Here is a 16521-nt window from a genome sequence, read left to right as displayed (position 1 = left end):
ATGAGTATCGAATTAACCGATGAAGAAACACTGCGCTACAATCGCCAGATTGTATTAAGGGGTTTTGATTTTGATGGCCAAGAGGCGCTGAAAAGTGCCTCTGTTTTGATTGTTGGTGCAGGTGGCTTAGGATGTAGTGCTTCGCAATATCTTACAGCTGCAGGTGTAGGAAAACTCACATTATTAGACTTTGATACAGTTTCCCTTTCTAATCTTCAGCGCCAAATTCTTCATCGTGATGCGACGATTGGGCAACCCAAAGTGCTCTCTGCAAAAGCAACATTAGAAGCAATTAATCCTCATGTCACAATAGAAACCGTTGATGCATTACTTGAAGATGAGGCTTTAGCTAAACTTATTAGCCAACATAATATCGTAATGGACTGTACGGATAATGTGGCAGTACGCGAGCAACTTAATCGCCTCTGCTTTCATCAGAAAAAACCGCTAGTATCTGGTGCAGCTATTCGAATGGAAGGTCAAATCAGCGTATTCACTTACCAAGATGACGAACCTTGCTATCGTTGCTTGAGCCATCTTTTTGGCGATAACGCTTTAAGTTGTGTTGAAGCAGGCATAATGGCACCTGTTGTGGGTACTATTGGTACATTACAAGCTGTTGAAGCAATAAAGTTACTTACTGGCTACGGTGAAAATTTGCATGGTAATGTATTGATGTTTGACGCAATGCGAATGCAATTTCGTGAGTTCAAATTACCCAAAAACCCACATTGCGAAGTGTGTTCTGCCAATTTACCAGACAACTAACCACTTTCTATTCTAAATAAGGTAAGTCTAACCTATTTAAACTTACCTTATCGCCTTTCAAAGATAGAGCTATTAATCTGTTTTTTAAATATTTTAATCGTCCTATAAATCATATTTTTCATTACGTCGATGTAACAAGCTTATAGTATTCACTCTGATTTAATTCTACTATGACCGCCCGCGTCAAAACGCAACAGGATACCCTATAAGCAGAATAATCATTTAAGCACGCATTCTACGTGCTAAAAAAGCAATACAAGGTAGAAGAATGACATTTCAAATTGCAGACACTCTCTATTACAACGGACTTATTTATACCGCTGATCATAATAACAATATTGTTGATGCTATCGCGATCAGCCAAGGTGTAATTATTGCTTCAGGTAAAAAAGAGGCGCTACTTTCTTACTGTAATGAAAATACTGAGCAGATTGATTTGCAGGGAAGAATGGTCATGCCGGGCATTATTGATGCGCATATGCACCCTTTCTGGGGAGGTGCAACGTTAGCTGGTTGCCATCTTGATTATCAATCACTCTCTATCGATGACATTTTATCGCGTATTCAAAAATACCTTGATGAAAACTTTATTGATAATGATACCGAATGGCTAAAAGTCTCTGCATGGTATCGTGAAGGCATGCAACCGGAAGGTGTGCAAATGACACGTTATCACCTTGATACCTTAAAAACGACGCGTCCTATTTTACTCTTTTCTAGTGATTGCCATAGTGTTCTTGCTAATTCTCGCGCTTTAGCGCTGTTAAATATCACTGCAGAAACGCCCGATCCCCCTGATGGAAATATTGAACGTGATAGTGATAGAACGCCTATCGGTATTCTTGAAGATGCACCTGCAATGCAAGCTATTGATAGCTTGCCACCACTCACTGAAGCACAAAACCTACAAATCGCCCGTCATGTTCAAAAACGATTAAATAAACAAGGTGTAACCACTATTATGGATGCGCGTGTGGGTGAGCCTCAATTACGCGCCTTTAATAAATTAAGAAACACGGGTGAGCTGACCCTTCGTGTTGAAAATGCTGTTGAAATTACGCCAGATGATGTGCCATCTATTGATGATATTCCAAACGCTGTACGCCATGCTGCAACTCGTTTTTCACAATGGCATCAAATCAGCAATGGCGCTCAACCCAGTGTTGCGATCCGTCATATTAAACTTTTCCTTGATGGTGTATTACAAGCTCCGATTATGACAGCGCGCTTACATGCACCATATCGTATTAATGTTGGCACTGACGATACGCCACATTGGCAAGACTCTGAACATATTGGTGATCTCTATTTTTCACCTGAAATCTTAACGCCATTAATAACAGAAATTGCTCGTGCGGGTTATCATCCTCATATTCACACTGTTGCTGAAGGTGCAATCAGTACAGCACTGGATGCTATTAGTGAAATGCGTAAAGTCTTACCTGAGAAAGACATTAGACCGGGGCTTGCGCATAATGAATTGATGTGTGAAAAAGATTACGCGCGTTTTACACAATTAAAAACCTACCCTTTTCTCTCTTTCCAATGGGCGGCTGTCGATCAGAGCAATATCGAGAAAGATATTGAAATGCTCGGTAAATCTCGCTGTGACTATTTGGAAACAGCAGGGAAATTTATAGATGCGGGTGTCACTGTAGCTTTTGGTAGCGACTGGCCAATTGATCCACTTAATGAATGGTATGATTTTAAAGTTGCGATGACTCGCCAAAAAGATGCAACAAGTCCACGCCTTGATAACGATCGTAATCTAACATTAGTGGAAGTCTTACGTGCAGCCACCATTAATGCGGCAGAAGCTTTGGATATGGATAGGCAAATTGGATCATTAGAAGTCGGAAAATTTGCCGATTTTATTGTATTAGATAGAAACCTGTTTGAAATATCGGCAGAAGATGTTGAAAATGTCAGGGTATTGTGTACGATCATTGCGGGGAAACCCACAATTTAGCTGAATAATATAATTAATAAACCCGCCATTGAAGCGGGTTTATTTTTATCTGCGCACTTAATCCTATGAGAATTAACGTAAATTGGCTCTGCTATAAAGCAATGCCCATCACTGTGCTCACTTCTTTTAATCCTTCACGCTGGTAAAAACGTTTAGCCGCACCGTTTTCAGCTAATACAGATAACTCAAGATGAGTCATTTTTTCCGATTTGGCCCACTCTTTCATTGCTGTTAATAGCAAGCTACCTACGCCTTGGCTACGAATGGAAGGGTCAACAATAATATCGTAAATATAAGCGTATTTACGTTGAACCAAGCAGTTAAACATAGGTGTTTCTTGAATTTGCGCAATGCTAAATCCAACCACTTTGCCATCTAAATCTGCGACCAAAAGATGAAACTTATTATTTTTTATTCCATTAATAATAAAAGCTTCATCTTGCTTACCCGGTTTTAATCGATCGGGTTGTAAATTAGCCATTTCATTAAATAAATGGGAGTAAAGATCATTAATTTCTTCTACATCAGACAAAATCGCTTTTCTTATTATTATCATTTTTTACCTTTATTTGTCGTAGGTTTTTACTGGAGGTGCAATATATGTTTCAAATTTATCTAATAATTGAATAGGACATTGTTCCACAATCGCCATATTACGGTATTTTTCATGTAAGAATTGTTCATCCGCCATTTTATCAATCATCATTAATAATGGTGAATAAAACTGATTGATATTAAGTATGCCCAATGGTTTTTGATGTAAACCAATTTGGCTCCATGTAAAGACTTCACTAAACTCCTCTAATGTACCAAAACCACCAGGTAAAGCGACAAAACCTTCTGCCAGTTCTATCATTTTACTTTTACGCTGATGCATAGTCTCAACAATATGCAGCTCAGTCAGATTTTTATGAGATATTTCACGCCCTTCTAATAGCGAGGGAATAACGCCAATCACCTTTCCGCCTTCAGCTAATACTGTATCGGCAAGTGTGCCCATAATTCCTACACTTGCACCACCATAAATTAAGGTGATATTACGTTTAACCAGCTCTTTGGCAAAAATAATGGCCTGTTCTTTATAAATAGGTGAAGCACCTAAACTAGAGCCACAATACACTGCGATAGATTTTATTTTATTCATTTTTTATTCTCTTTTAGCTAGTTAAAACGAGTTTGGAATTATACTGAAGGTGCTTTTAATAAAAAAGGTTAAAAAAAATGTTTTTACGCTTTTTATCGCATATATATTTTTAACCATTATTAATATTTATATTCATAAGAAGTTATTTTATTAAATATAAATTAATTTATATTTTAACCAATCTCACTAAACGAAATTAAAATAAAAAATATTTATTAATGAATAGCTATATTAAAGCGGGTAATTTTACTTTATATTATGCGATCCTTTGTTAGCTTTTAACAGAGCACACATACGATTGATTATTGACGAGGTTTTATAGGATGTTGTCAGCCAGGCACTCAGCTAAATTACAGGTGTTTTATCCCGTGCTTCTTTTGCTTCTCTCTATGCTTTCAATTCAAAGTGGCGCATCCCTTGCTAAAAGCCTATTTCCTGTTATTGGAGCCCCAGCTGTAACGGCATTACGTCTATTATTGGGTACGTTGATCCTCTTTTTTATTTTTAAACCGTGGCGACTCAAGTTCACTCGAGAATCGATTATGCCACTGTTTTTATATGGCTTATCTTTAGGGGCAATGAATTACCTTTTCTACCTCGCACTTGAAACTATTCCGCTAGGTATTGCTGTTGCCCTTGAATTTACAGGCCCTTTAGCCGTTGCAATGTTTTCATCACGTAGAGCTATCGACTTTTTATGGATAATTTTAGTGATTGCGGGTTTGGGCTTATTGCTCCCTATTGGTGATAATATCCATGATGGTCTTGATCCGCTTGGTATGCTTTATGCGTTGGGTGCGGGTGTAGGTTGGGCATTATATATCGTATTCGGACAACGTGCAGGAAAAGGCTATGGTACGGCAACAGTTTCAATTGGCTCATTAGTTGCTGCCTTTATTTTCGTACCTATCGGTATGTTACAAAGTAGCCCTGATATTATGTTTAGCTGGTCTATTTTACCTATTGCCTTAGCCATTGCGATTTTATCAACCGCTTTCCCCTATACATTAGAAATGATTGCTCTTACACGTTTACCAGCTAAAACGTTTGGTACTTTAATGAGCTTAGAGCCATGTATGGGTGCTTTTATTGGTATTATTTTCTTACACGAACATTTGACGCTAATACAATGGGTTGCCTTAGCCTTTATTGTTTTAGCTTCTATTGGTTCAACAACAACCATGAAAAGTAAAACTAAAATTGAGGAAGTAAAATAGATATTTAACTCATTTTACTCAGTAAAAATAAATATTAATTTAAAAAGGATCATATGATCCTTTTTACTTATTAAATAATAACTTTACTGACCTATCATTGCTATTTTTCGTTCATTGTCTTACCCTAAATAGACTATTTCGATAGATTAGATTTTTTTAAATAGATGACCTATCAATTTAATAGTATCAATCGATAAGACTAACCATTAATAATTCACTATCATAATTAACAGAAATTAAGATATTAATTATTTAGGGAGAACGATTATGAGTACTGCTAAATTAGTCAAATCCACACCTTCAAGCCTGCTTTATACCCGTAATAATCTCGATGACAGCGTAAAACTACACGCTATCGAGTTACTGCAACAGATGGTAACACAGTTTATCGACCTATCTCTCATCACAAAACAAGCGCACTGGAATATGCGTGGTAGAAACTTTATTTCTGTTCATGAGATGGTTGACGGCTTCCGCGATACCATTAATCAGCACACTGATGAGTTTGCAGAGCGTGTTGTCCAATTAGGTGGCACAGTATTAGGCACTGCACAAGTGGTGAGTAAGAAAACCCCCTTAAAAGCTTATCCTCTGGATATCCATGATGTACAAGATCACCTAAAAGCATTGGCTGATCGTTATGCTGTTGTTGCTAATGATATTCGTAAAGCCATTGACGAAGTTGAAGACGAAGATACCGCCGATATGTTTACGGCTGCATCGCGTGATCTTGATAAATTTTTATGGTTTATTGAAGCCAATATTGAGAACTAATTTACATCATGTAGCAATACGTTGTTAATAACGAGAAAGGCTGTCATTTAAGACAGCCTTTCTCTATTTTCTATTTAGCTAAAATTTATAGACAACACCTGCATTAACGCTAAAACCATTTCCTGGAAAAAGTAAGGCATCATTTTTATTCACACTTGGATTAGCTAACGTACTTGCTGCATAGCGTTTATTCGTTATATTGTCTAAATTCAAATAAGTAGACCATTGATTATCATATTGATAATGTGCATTAAATCCTAATAATGCATAGGGTTTACTCTTTTGAATATTAAGATGGTTACCATGATCGACAGCAACATTTGTTGGTGACCAATACAGTGTAGGGCCGAATCTCAATCCATTTAATTGATAGTTAACTTCACCTGAAATAAGATTTCTAGGAACACCTGCAATATAATTTCGGTTATATTCTCCGCCCATAAAACGAAAATCATTATAAGTCCATGTTGCTCGATAAAGAACATCACCTATTGAAAGTGGCTGAATTGCATTTAAACCGAATTCCACACCTTGGTGACGTGTTTTTGCTGGGTAATTATAAATATCAACAATATTCCCATCGGTGTCATGCGAAGTGATATATTCATCTTTAACAAGGCTACGATAAAATACCGCACTCAAACTTATGTTGTCGGTTAATTCCATATCACTACCTATCTCAAAACTAGTTGCTTTTTGAGGTGAAAGTTTTAACAAATTAACCTTATTTAACGGCGCTTTAGGATTAATAATATCATTAAAAGAAGCGGGCTCTTGGCTCATACTAACATTAGCAAATAAGCGTGTTTTGTAATTAGGATACCAAATCAGCCCAACTTTAGGTGTTAAGAAATTAAAGGACTGTTCAAGGGAATTATTAATCGAAAATACATCTCTTTTCGCATGAGTTCCTTTTATATCCAGATTAAACAACACACTGTTACTAATATGTATTCCTGCACCTAAAGATGCATAAATATTTTCGGCACGTCCATCATATCGCCCTAACCAGCCTTTTGGATTTTTCTCAATATCATCTTTCATTATCGAGTGATCCCACGCTAATGCTGCACGATAACTAATAAGCTCAGTCTCTAATTTATAATTAAATTGCGCCCCTTTAGTGTAATAATTTACAAATTGATAATGGCTAGGCGTTTTAAAATTATCGTGTGTTTGTGAATACCACCATCCAAATTGGATATCCTGAGCACCACTATTCCATATCGATTTATTGACTATACGTAATTGTTCGACATTCCTATGAGGATCTTTTTTCTTAATGGCAGGTAATACGCTTTTCGGATCATCGCTAAGCATTTGTGATGTAGCAGGACCAGGAACATCAAAACGCAAATCAGTCCAATTAATCCATGTTCTATTTTCAAAGTTATCTGAGGTATACCCAAGTGTTGAACGCATTGTTTTACGCTGAGACGCTGAATGCTCACGATAACCATCATAATGGTCATAACTTAGGCTTATTCTGGCATCAATAGGATGATTATCACCATCTCCCCCTAATGCCATTTGTAAACCTTGACGCCCAAAAGAGCCCTGCTCATAACGTAATTGGTTTTGGTTATCTCGTCCTGTATAGGTGATAAAATCAAGCTCACCGCCTAAATTATTACTTTGCAATTGTGTACTATTTGCACCACGGCGAAGACTAATAAATTGTGCATCTCGCACATCGACCATACTGGAGTGAAAGCTGCCATCGGCTTCATTGAGGGGCAGTCCATCTTGTAGTAACAGTACCCCTCTAGAAAGCGGTGCACTTTGAACCCCTGAACCTCGAATGCTTAAACGGGGTTGATCTAATCCTCCAAATAAACTTTGTATAACAACACCCGGTTGATTTTTTAAGGCATCATTCAATGTTAATAAGCGATTATCATGATCAACAGTAATTAAGCTTGTTCCACCAGCAATATTACTTATATTCTCAGATTCAATTTTATAAATACGATTTGACGTATGATCTTCTTTTTGTCCACTGACAATAATGTATTCCGGTTTATTTTCACTCGCTTGCACATAACTGAATATGGGTATAATTAAAAACAAAGAGGATGAAATAAACCATAAGGATTTTTTTAAAATAGGCATATTTATCGTTCTATTTATTATTAAGAAAAGAATAAAAAATATTTTTTGGTTTTGTAGATAAAAGAATGCCCAATAAAATTGGGCATTAAATTAATTAATGTTTGGCGTCATCATGTTCAATAATACGGAAGTTTTCGCAGATAAATAAATAAGCAAGAACACCCATTGCAACAAGACCAATAGTGATAGTTAATTCTGGTAATGATGGCCAATAAGAGACACCTGTTGATGTGACCATACCTGTAACAACCACATTATAACGGTTTAAAATAACTCCCGAAGCCACCAATGCACCAAATGTCACTAACCAGCCTCGACGTTTTATTAATGGAGAGAAACAGATAATTAACGGCACAATAACGCCGAAACCCACTTCAATCCAGAAGAATAAAGATTCAAAGCTACCTTCAAAAAGGTAATGTACTTTACCTTCTGTAATAATACTGCCGAATTTCAACGCTAAATAAACCAGCATTGCATAACCTGAAATTCGCACTAATCCACTTAATACAGACATAGGAACTTTATGATTAAATGCTCTACCTGCTAATGCAGTTTCAACAGCAATCATGGCAGGCCCTACAAAGAATGACGAGATTAAAAATTGAAAGAAAATAATTGGCGACCACCACAATGGATGCAGTTTATCTACCATTAGTAAATAAAGCGCCCCAAGTGATGATTGATGCATTGATGGAATAGCAATACCAATCACCAGTAAAACAGGTAATATTTTGCGGAAAAATTGATGGTATTTGCGCCCAATACGTTCAGTAGCAACTTCACCAAATTCAATTAATTGCACACTGGTATAAACAGAAACACAAATAAAGACTTCAAAAAGCACTGAACTATGCCCTTGAGAAACTAATGGTCGCCAGAAGTTCCACCACTGCCCAATATCAAGAAAAAGCCCTACCATCACCAATAAATAGCCAATTAATGAGGTTAATGCCGCACTACGTGCAATACTTGAAAATTGTTCTTGTTTAAAAACATAAACAATTAATGCAGTACCATATCCCCCACCTGCTAACGCAACACCACACATCACGTCAAACGAAATCCAAAGGCCCCAAGGCCACTCATCATTAAGATTAGTGACTAATCCTAATCCAGTGACTAAGCGAAATAAAATAAGCCCTACTGCAATCAAACTGATAGCAACAAGCACCCAGCGTACTGGTGTCATAGGAAAACGCCACTTATTAAAGCGGGTCATATTATCGATAACACTCATTCTGATCTCCTTGTTTCTTCATCAGTGCTATTCTTCTGGTTATGCTCTATATGCTGATGTGATTGCTCATCTCGGCTCACTTTGTCTTTTCTATGATTAAACATCGCAATACCACCAAGGATCACAGCCCAAGTTGCTCCTGCAATTGGCGTATATTTCATAAAATCAGATGTGTAAGAAGAGAGTGGTTTTTCAGTTAACCCTGTTTTAAAGCCTAGTTTTTCGAATGGCACATCAGAAATGTAGAGCCACTCCGTTCCCCCAACTTCTTTTTCACCATAAATATGCTGAATATAACTAGGGTTATTTGTAATGGTTTCTTTCGCTTTTTCTAATAAGGTTTGTCTATCACCAAAGACTAAAGCTTGCGTTGGACATACTGCGACACAAGCCGGAGATTGTCCCTCTTCTACACGAGAAGAACACATCATGCATTTAGTGACATAAGGAAGTGATTTTTCCCACTCATATTTAGGAATATCAAATGGACATGCCACCATACAATAACGGCATCCCACACAGAGATCAGGATAATAAACCACAGGCCCTGCTGGCGTTTTTTGAAAAGCTTTAGCAAAACACGCTGATGCACAAGCAGGATCAATACAGTGAAAACACTGTTCTTTGACATAACGCCACACTGCTTTATCTTCTTTTTCAACCGTGACTGTTTTGATAACAGTCCAGTTTTCATCCGCGAGTTTGGCATTCTCACCACTTGTGGGTTGTCTGTCTTCTATCCATTTATTTTCGTTGTACATTTTACATGCAACTGTACAACTACCGCAGCCGATACACTTTGTAAGATCGACTAATACACCTTTAGACATAATGTGTTTCCTCAATCTTTAAGCTTTCTTTTTGTTAAAATGAATACTGCGATCTTGATAATGCGTATGAAGTAATTGATGAGCACGTTCACCACAAGGTTCGCCTAAAAATTGTTCGTAAATGCTTTGGATTTCGCTGTTTTCATAACTTAAGCGAATAGTGGCTCGCTCATCTTTGCTATACAGCGCTTTCATACGTAATGCTCGAATTTCATCTGAAGGTGGTAATGCAGAACGAGGTTGGCCTCCCCCCGCAATACACCCTCCAGGACATCCCATAAATTCAACGAAATGCCACGATTTTTCTCCATTTTTAATGGCTTCTAAAACGGGACGGGCATTTCCCATACCAGAACAAACCGCTACACGAATTTCACCCACACTCGGTATATTCACAGTAGCTTCTTTAATGCCTTCTAATCCGCGCACTGGTTGTAAATTAAATAGAGGCTCTGGTGGTCTTTCACCTGTAATAAAGTAATAACTGGTTCTAACTGCTGCTTCCATAACACCGCCTGTTACGCCGAAAATAGCACCAGCACCGCTGTATTCAGACATTAAGCGATCGTAATTTGCGGGTTGAAGGGAGGTTAAATCGATATTATGACTTTTAATTAATCTTGCGAGTTCTCTTGTTGTTATAACGATATCGACATCACGAAGATTAGGTTTTTCCCATAACACACTTGCACCATTCATTTCAGGGCGAGCAGCTTCTGATTTTTTAGCGGTACACGGCATAATGGCGACGGAGATAATTTTACTCGGATCGATATCTTGCTCTTTGGCGTAATACGTTTTTATCATCGAGCCAAGCATCGTCATTGGTGACTTTGCAGAAGAGAGATTAGGTATTAATTCAGGATAAAACATCTCACAAAATTTAACCCACCCTGGAGAACAAGAAGTAAATTGGGGCAAAACACCATTATTTTGAATTCGTTGCAGTAATTCTGTTGCTTCTTCCATAATGGTTAGATCAGCAGAAAAGTTTGTATCAAAAACTTTATCAAAACCTAACTTTCTCAGCGCCGCAACTTGAAGTAATTCGATATCTTCACCTGGTTGCATACCAAACTCTTCGCCTAATGCGACTCTTGTGGCTGGGGCTGTTTGTACAACAACATGCAAGGTTGGATCTAATAACGCTCTAATCACCTTATCTGTGTCGTCAACTTCTGTTATTGCCCCTGTTGGGCACCAAAGCGTACACTGCCCACAATCGATACAAGGAACACTATCAATTAGCGGTAAATCATAGTTCCCCATTACTGTTTGTACTTTTTCACATACCTCAACGCATTGACCGCATAAAATACACTTTTTGTCATCACGACAAATGGCAACGTTATTAGGATCAATAGGAATACGGCCTCTCACTTGGACAGGAAAAGTACCTTTCGCATTATATTGCTCAGGAACCCAACCTGTTCCACCAGAAATATTGCCATCACATCCTGCAGTAACAGCAGTTACCCCTGCGGCAAGGCTTACCTTTCCAGCAAATGAAAAGAAAGAGCGACGAGATAATAATTTCTCATCACTTTCTTCTTTTGTAGGAAGAATAGATTTCATTTTTTACAATGCTCCTGCTTTAATATATAAATAAAATCACCCTTTAATGGCAATAATATATAAAGAGTTAAAATTTATTTTTGTTAAAAACATTTTTATTATTTTATTAATAAAAAGATCAATACTTAAATTAAGCATTAACCTAAGTGGAATCGATTTATTCTGTGTAAAAACACCCTATCAACAATCATCGTTTCATTTAAGAAAATCAGGAGAGATTTTTTTAATTCAATAAGTGATAGGGTGTTTATGAGAGATATTGTACTGAAGAGAAATCAAAAAAAAATAGCTTACAACCTTATTAATTAAATATATTTTATTTTATTGATACATATCAAAATATAAATACAAGAATAAAAACACACCCATCAAAAAACATAAAAACAACAAAGAAATTAAAATAAAAATCACTTTAAAATCAATAAATTAAAATAAATGTTATTTTTTATAAATTTATTGAGCATTTATCTTAACTAAATAAAAAAAAGATTATTGCATAGTATTCAATAGAAAAATATAATTAAAAAAATATTAAGTTAATAATTTCTAAATAAAGTATTCACTTTTTCTAAATCAATAAAAAAGCTCATTATAATATAATTATTTATTTTGTTATAATTATAATTATTTATGTAAAATAATTATTACATTTTAAATATAAGATAATTTTAAATATTAATAAGTTTCATAAGAAATACAAGTTAATAATATTCGGTAGATTACTAATTAAAAACACAATGAAATGATTAAATATATTTAACCATAAGATGAGATGTGTTGTTTTAAACAAAAATATAATCTCTATTTTATTAAGAATATAAAAATTATAGTAAATAGCCTATATTTATTAATAACACATTAATAACGATATCAAAATAAGTTAGAGAAGCATAAATCACTAATAAAAATGAAATCTCTATAAGATAATAGAAAATTATTTCTCTTTAGGCATATCCGGCTGATAGATAGGAAAAACAGGCAGTGCCGTTAATAAGCGTGAACCATAGTTTTTAGTTAACAGACGTCGGTCATAAATCACGATTTCACCGTGGCAATGATGACTACGAATAAGACGCCCAACTTGCTGAATTAGATTAAACGATGCACTTGGCAAGCTCTGCACTTCAAAAGGATAACGTTTCAGCGATTTAAGCCACTCACCTTCTGTCACAATCACCGGGTCCGTCACTGGCGGAAAAGCAATTTTATGAATATGCACTTGCGTTAGATAATCACCTTTTAAATCGAGCCCTTCGGCAAAAGATTGCAAACCTATTAATACACTATTATCACCTGCATCAATGCGCTTACAATGTGTTTCAACTAATCTATAACGAGGCTGATCCCCTTGTACCAATAAGCATAAACGTAAGTCTTTCACTTCTTCTAAAAAGCCTTCCATTGCCCGTTGGCTACTAAATAGAACCAATTGTCCTCGATGGTTATTCTCTTCCATGCTTTGACGAAAATAACGCGCCATCTCTTTTAAATGTTCGCGCTCATGAATCATTGTCGGTTCATAGCGCATTTTAGGAATAACTAATCTACCCTGATCTTTATGTTCAAAAGGTGAAGATAACGTAATAAAGCGATCATCAAAATGCTCACTCAGCCCCGTTAATTCTTGAATGCGAGAATAGCTATTTAACGAGCGCAAGGTTGCAGAGGTAATAACCACATGCGGGATATTTCTCCATAACAATTGTGTCAGTTGTTCGCTGACACGAATACCCGCACAATGAAAATAGAGATGAGACTGCTTTTTATCGTAACGGCGAGTTAACCATTTGGATACTGGTGCTTTTGAGGTTTGCTCTAATGTAGCTAAACGCCACAATTTTGCCATATTCTCTAAATAACCCACCATTCTACTGGTCGTTAAAATGGCACGATGTAAACGCACAATATCTTCTTTCGCTGTCCGTTCTGTTAAATCAGTTAAAATGGCTTCACCCAGCATTTTTAAACCATCCGTTAGCTTAAATAATGTCTGGCAACTTAACAGGAATTGTTCAGGTAATTCACCTAACGGAAAGAGATATTCATCTTGTTCACTGCGTTCTGGTAATAACGTACGCGTAAAGGTATCAACCTCTTGATAAGCCTCACGTAACTTAGCAATATGAGCATCAAAACGAATAGGATCAGCCAATTTAGGTGGTCTTACAGGGATAAATTGCGCTAAATACTGACTAACATGGCGAGTGATATTATCAAGCTGATTATTAAGGGAAACTAAGGTTATTTCCCCTTCGACTTCAAGTGCATCTCGCGCAACATCAGGAATATGATGCCCTTCATCAAGCACCAAAAGCAGATTTTTAGCATCAGGCAATACGGATTCACTTTCCATTGCCGCCATCACTAAAGCGTGATTAGTAATAATTACATCTACTTCATCAATTTCACGACGTGCAATAAAGAAAGGGCAGCGATGATAATATTGGCAATTACGCCCTAAGCAATTCATTTTATCCGTGCTGATTTTGCGCCATAAACTGTCTGTTAGTGCGCGTTTATGGTGATCACGCAAACCATCCCAACCGAAACTAGTGAAATCATTTTTGAGCTCTCGACAAATTTCTCTTTCTGCACTCGTCGCAACATCAACTTTATCTTCAAGCAAAAACATTAAGTCAATTTGTTCGCCTTCTGTTGCACAAATCGCATCTAAATTACGCGGGCATAGGTAACGCCCACGACCGAAAGCGCCTGTAAACGTAAGATCAGGAATGATTTTTTTTAGTAATGGCAGATCTTTGCTATAAATTTGATCTTGCAGTGCCACATTGGCCGTACTGATAATCAGTGGTTTTTTCTCATCACGACTAATGGCAATACCCGGAATAAGATAAGAGAGTGTTTTTCCTACACCAGTTGGGGCCTCTATCACTAAATGACGTCCCATTTCATCAGAAAAAGTCTTAGCCACTTCAGCGATCATTTCACGCTGTGGCGCACGCGGAATAAACCCTTCAATATGATCTGGTAGGGCTTTATACCACTGACTTATTTGATTTTTAACTGATTGAGAAAGGGACATAACCACTCTGCAACTGATTTTAAGAAAGGCGCCATTGTCTCATAACACTGTATAAAAATCAGTAGTTACCTTCGATTGCTCTCCTTTTTCATCAAAGAATGGATAACACCTCGAAATTATTGAGCTTTGTTATGGATTATTAATTCAACTATTCATAGTATGAGTATTCATTATGTAACATCTAAAATAGTCTTATAAAAATATGATTTATTGTTTTTACTAAACACAACATCAGTTAAGAGACTCCTATAATGACCTCTGCAAAGCGCCCTATTTTTAACTTAGAACTTGATTTACTTCGAACCTTTGTTGCTGTTGTCGATGGTAATACCTTTGCTGCAGCGGCGGAATCTGTTTGTCGTACACAATCTGCGGTAAGCCAACAAATGCAACGGCTAGAATCTCTGATAGGCAAAGAGCTGTTTGCTCGCCAAGGTCGAAATAAAACACTGACAGAAGCCGGTACACAACTACTTAATTATGCTCGCCGTATTTTGCGTCTGAATGATGAAGCGTGTCTTTCATTGATGCATGAAGAAATTGATGGGATCTTAAAAATTGGCTCTCCTGATGATACGGCAAACACGATTTTACCTGATCTCCTCGCGCGTTTTTCTGGAGCCTATCCTCGCTTAATCATGGAAATTATTGTGAAACGTAGTCCGTTCTTAATGTCTATGTTAGAAAATAACGAACTTGATTTAGCCATTTCCACCGAAGAACATGTAGGTTATCCCAAAATTGTATTACGCGTTTCCCCCTCTTTATGGTATTGCGGAAAACACTTCCGATTTGATCTTGATGATCCCCTACCATTAGTTGTATTAGATGAACCCAGCACATACCGCGATATGATGATTAATCACCTTGATCAGCAAGGTATTCGTTGGCGAATCGCTTATGTTGCTACAACACTTTCAGGTGCCAGAGCCGCAGTACGTGCAGGCTTAGGTATTATGGCGCGTTCAATTGAACTATCAGGTGATGATTTGCGTATTTTAGGCGAAAAGGAAGGTTTACCCGCTTTACCAGCCATTAGTTATAACCTGTATCTCAATGCCAATAGCCCAGGGAAAGCCGCACAAATACTGTTTGATTCATTAAAAAATGAACAAAATGAAGTGATTAATCATGCTGATATTACTCTTCAACAAGAATAATAAAAATAAATAAACCATTGCGATATCACATCAGAAAGTTCGCAATAACAAAGACTAGATTTTATCTATGCTGGTCTTTGTTATCTATTTAACTCAAATTTCTCAACCAAAAGACAGGCTAACACTGTACGATATTGAATAAGAATGAAATAATAGCCACCCTTTTTGTAAAATAAAGTTTATCCTATCATCATAACGAGGAGAAAATGTATGCCCATTTCCGTCAGTGAAATAATGGAAATATTGCCTCATCGTTATCCATTCTTATTAATCGATCAGGTTATTTCTAAACCCGCTGAACTTGCCAGTGGCAAATTAACCGCTATTAAAAATGTCACAACCAATGACACTGTTGTTTTTGGCGAATTTTACCCACCGTTATTACTACTTGAAAGCATGGCTCAAGCATCAGGCATTCTTGCACATTACTACCTTTCACCTATGAGTGAAGATCAGCGATGTTATTTTGCCAGTATAAAAAATGCACGCTTTTATGATGTGGTTAAAGCCGGTGATCAGCTACTTATTGAGATCCAATTTTGCCGGCAGCGACGCACTATTGTTAGCTTTTCAGGTACGGTGAAAATTGGGGAAAAGATAGTTTGTACCTCTGAATTTATGTGTGCAAGGCAATAAAAAAGGATTGGTAGCTCAAACCAATCCTTCATATCATCATCTTATTGACATTA

At 36.9% G+C, this 16521-nt stretch carries 13 protein-coding genes; 6 read left to right on the top strand and 7 right to left on the bottom strand.

Annotated features, from left to right (window positions below; all coding sequences use genetic code 11):
• On the top strand, nucleotides 1–768 hold the full coding sequence (gene moeB, locus H1225_RS03405) for a molybdopterin-synthase adenylyltransferase MoeB (RefSeq protein ID WP_239739452.1): 768 nt from the start codon (nucleotides 1–3) through the stop codon (nucleotides 766–768).
• A gap of 268 nt (nucleotides 769–1036) precedes the next feature.
• On the top strand, nucleotides 1037–2737 hold the full coding sequence (locus H1225_RS03400) for an amidohydrolase (RefSeq protein ID WP_006537555.1): 1701 nt from the start codon (nucleotides 1037–1039) through the stop codon (nucleotides 2735–2737).
• 91 nt (nucleotides 2738–2828) lie between these two features.
• On the opposite strand, the gene H1225_RS03395 is transcribed toward H1225_RS03400, so the two are convergent.
• Both H1225_RS03395 and H1225_RS03390 read right to left on the bottom strand, forming a co-directional pair.
• Nucleotides 2829–3293 (bottom strand): GNAT family N-acetyltransferase, encoded by a 465-nt coding sequence (locus H1225_RS03395; RefSeq protein ID WP_072062868.1) that lies wholly within the window; start codon nucleotides 3291–3293, stop codon nucleotides 2829–2831.
• Between the two features lie 9 nt (nucleotides 3294–3302).
• Nucleotides 3303–3881 (bottom strand): LOG family protein, encoded by a 579-nt coding sequence (locus H1225_RS03390; RefSeq protein WP_161706382.1) that lies wholly within the window; start codon nucleotides 3879–3881, stop codon nucleotides 3303–3305.
• 323 nt (nucleotides 3882–4204) lie between these two features.
• On the opposite strand from H1225_RS03390, the gene rhtA reads away from it, so the two are divergent.
• Nucleotides 4205–5098 (top strand): threonine/homoserine exporter RhtA, encoded by an 894-nt coding sequence (gene rhtA, locus H1225_RS03385; RefSeq protein ID WP_239739444.1) that lies wholly within the window; start codon nucleotides 4205–4207, stop codon nucleotides 5096–5098.
• Nucleotides 5099–5365: 267 nt separating this feature from the next.
• On the top strand, nucleotides 5366–5872 hold the full coding sequence (dps, locus tag H1225_RS03380) for a DNA starvation/stationary phase protection protein Dps (RefSeq protein WP_006537560.1): 507 nt from the start codon (nucleotides 5366–5368) through the stop codon (nucleotides 5870–5872).
• A 78-nt stretch (nucleotides 5873–5950) separates the two neighbouring features.
• On the opposite strand, the gene H1225_RS03375 is transcribed toward dps, so the two are convergent.
• The 5 genes from H1225_RS03375 to dinG all read right to left on the bottom strand — a co-directional run bounded on the left by H1225_RS03375 (nucleotide 5951) and on the right by dinG (nucleotide 14672).
• Nucleotides 5951–7984, bottom strand: coding sequence for a TonB-dependent receptor domain-containing protein (locus tag H1225_RS03375; protein ID WP_161671382.1), 2034 nt, complete (start codon nucleotides 7982–7984; stop codon nucleotides 5951–5953).
• Between the two features lie 94 nt (nucleotides 7985–8078).
• Complete coding sequence (gene nrfD, locus H1225_RS03370; RefSeq protein ID WP_202608982.1) at nucleotides 8079–9224, bottom strand: NrfD/PsrC family molybdoenzyme membrane anchor subunit; 1146 nt, start codon at nucleotides 9222–9224, stop codon at nucleotides 8079–8081.
• On the bottom strand, nucleotides 9221–10054 hold the full coding sequence (locus H1225_RS03365) for a 4Fe-4S dicluster domain-containing protein (protein ID WP_161671381.1): 834 nt from the start codon (nucleotides 10052–10054) through the stop codon (nucleotides 9221–9223). Before H1225_RS03365 ends, nrfD begins: the two co-directional genes overlap by 4 nt.
• A gap of 18 nt (nucleotides 10055–10072) precedes the next feature.
• Nucleotides 10073–11629, bottom strand: coding sequence for a [FeFe] hydrogenase, group A (locus tag H1225_RS03360; protein WP_161671380.1), 1557 nt, complete (start codon nucleotides 11627–11629; stop codon nucleotides 10073–10075).
• Nucleotides 11630–12563: 934 nt separating this feature from the next.
• Nucleotides 12564–14672, bottom strand: a complete 2109-nt coding sequence (gene dinG, locus H1225_RS03355; RefSeq protein ID WP_161707270.1) for an ATP-dependent DNA helicase DinG — start codon at nucleotides 14670–14672, stop codon at nucleotides 12564–12566.
• A 251-nt stretch (nucleotides 14673–14923) separates the two neighbouring features.
• Here dinG and H1225_RS03350 point away from each other — a divergent pair, with 251 nt between their 5' ends.
• Together H1225_RS03350 and fabZ are read left to right on the top strand one after the other, a co-directional pair.
• Nucleotides 14924–15832 carry a LysR family transcriptional regulator gene (locus H1225_RS03350; protein ID WP_072062873.1) on the top strand — a complete coding sequence of 303 codons (909 nt, stop codon included), beginning with the start codon at nucleotides 14924–14926 and terminating at the stop codon, nucleotides 15830–15832.
• A 210-nt stretch (nucleotides 15833–16042) separates the two neighbouring features.
• Entirely contained in the window at nucleotides 16043–16468 is a 426-nt protein-coding gene (fabZ, locus tag H1225_RS03345) for a 3-hydroxyacyl-ACP dehydratase FabZ (RefSeq protein ID WP_006537564.1), read from the top strand.
• Nucleotides 16469–16521: the final 53 nt, after the last annotated feature.

Origin of the sequence: Proteus penneri, assembly GCF_022369495.1 — a bacterium.
In the GTDB taxonomy this organism is placed as follows: Bacteria; Pseudomonadota; Gammaproteobacteria; order Enterobacterales; family Enterobacteriaceae; genus Proteus; species Proteus penneri.
This window is presented reverse-complemented; position numbering and strand designations above follow the sequence as displayed.

Excerpts from the sequence above, each read along its gene's own strand:
- moeB (WP_239739452.1), top strand. The coding sequence starts at position 1 with ATGAGTATCGAATTAACCGATGAAGAAACACTGCGCTACAATCGCCAG.
- H1225_RS03400 (WP_006537555.1), top strand. The coding sequence starts at position 1,037 with ATGACATTTCAAATTGCAGACACTCTCTATTACAACGGACTTATTTAT.
- H1225_RS03395 (WP_072062868.1), bottom strand. The coding sequence starts at position 3,293 with ATGATAATAATAAGAAAAGCGATTTTGTCTGATGTAGAAGAAATTAAT.
- H1225_RS03390 (WP_161706382.1), bottom strand. The coding sequence starts at position 3,881 with ATGAATAAAATAAAATCTATCGCAGTGTATTGTGGCTCTAGTTTAGGT.
- rhtA (WP_239739444.1), top strand. The coding sequence starts at position 4,205 with ATGTTGTCAGCCAGGCACTCAGCTAAATTACAGGTGTTTTATCCCGTG.
- dps (WP_006537560.1), top strand. The coding sequence starts at position 5,366 with ATGAGTACTGCTAAATTAGTCAAATCCACACCTTCAAGCCTGCTTTAT.
- H1225_RS03375 (WP_161671382.1), bottom strand. The coding sequence starts at position 7,984 with ATGCCTATTTTAAAAAAATCCTTATGGTTTATTTCATCCTCTTTGTTT.
- nrfD (WP_202608982.1), bottom strand. The coding sequence starts at position 9,224 with ATGAGTGTTATCGATAATATGACCCGCTTTAATAAGTGGCGTTTTCCT.
- H1225_RS03365 (WP_161671381.1), bottom strand. The coding sequence starts at position 10,054 with ATGTCTAAAGGTGTATTAGTCGATCTTACAAAGTGTATCGGCTGCGGT.
- H1225_RS03360 (WP_161671380.1), bottom strand. The coding sequence starts at position 11,629 with ATGAAATCTATTCTTCCTACAAAAGAAGAAAGTGATGAGAAATTATTA.
- dinG (WP_161707270.1), bottom strand. The coding sequence starts at position 14,672 with ATGTCCCTTTCTCAATCAGTTAAAAATCAAATAAGTCAGTGGTATAAA.
- H1225_RS03350 (WP_072062873.1), top strand. The coding sequence starts at position 14,924 with ATGACCTCTGCAAAGCGCCCTATTTTTAACTTAGAACTTGATTTACTT.
- fabZ (WP_006537564.1), top strand. The coding sequence starts at position 16,043 with ATGCCCATTTCCGTCAGTGAAATAATGGAAATATTGCCTCATCGTTAT.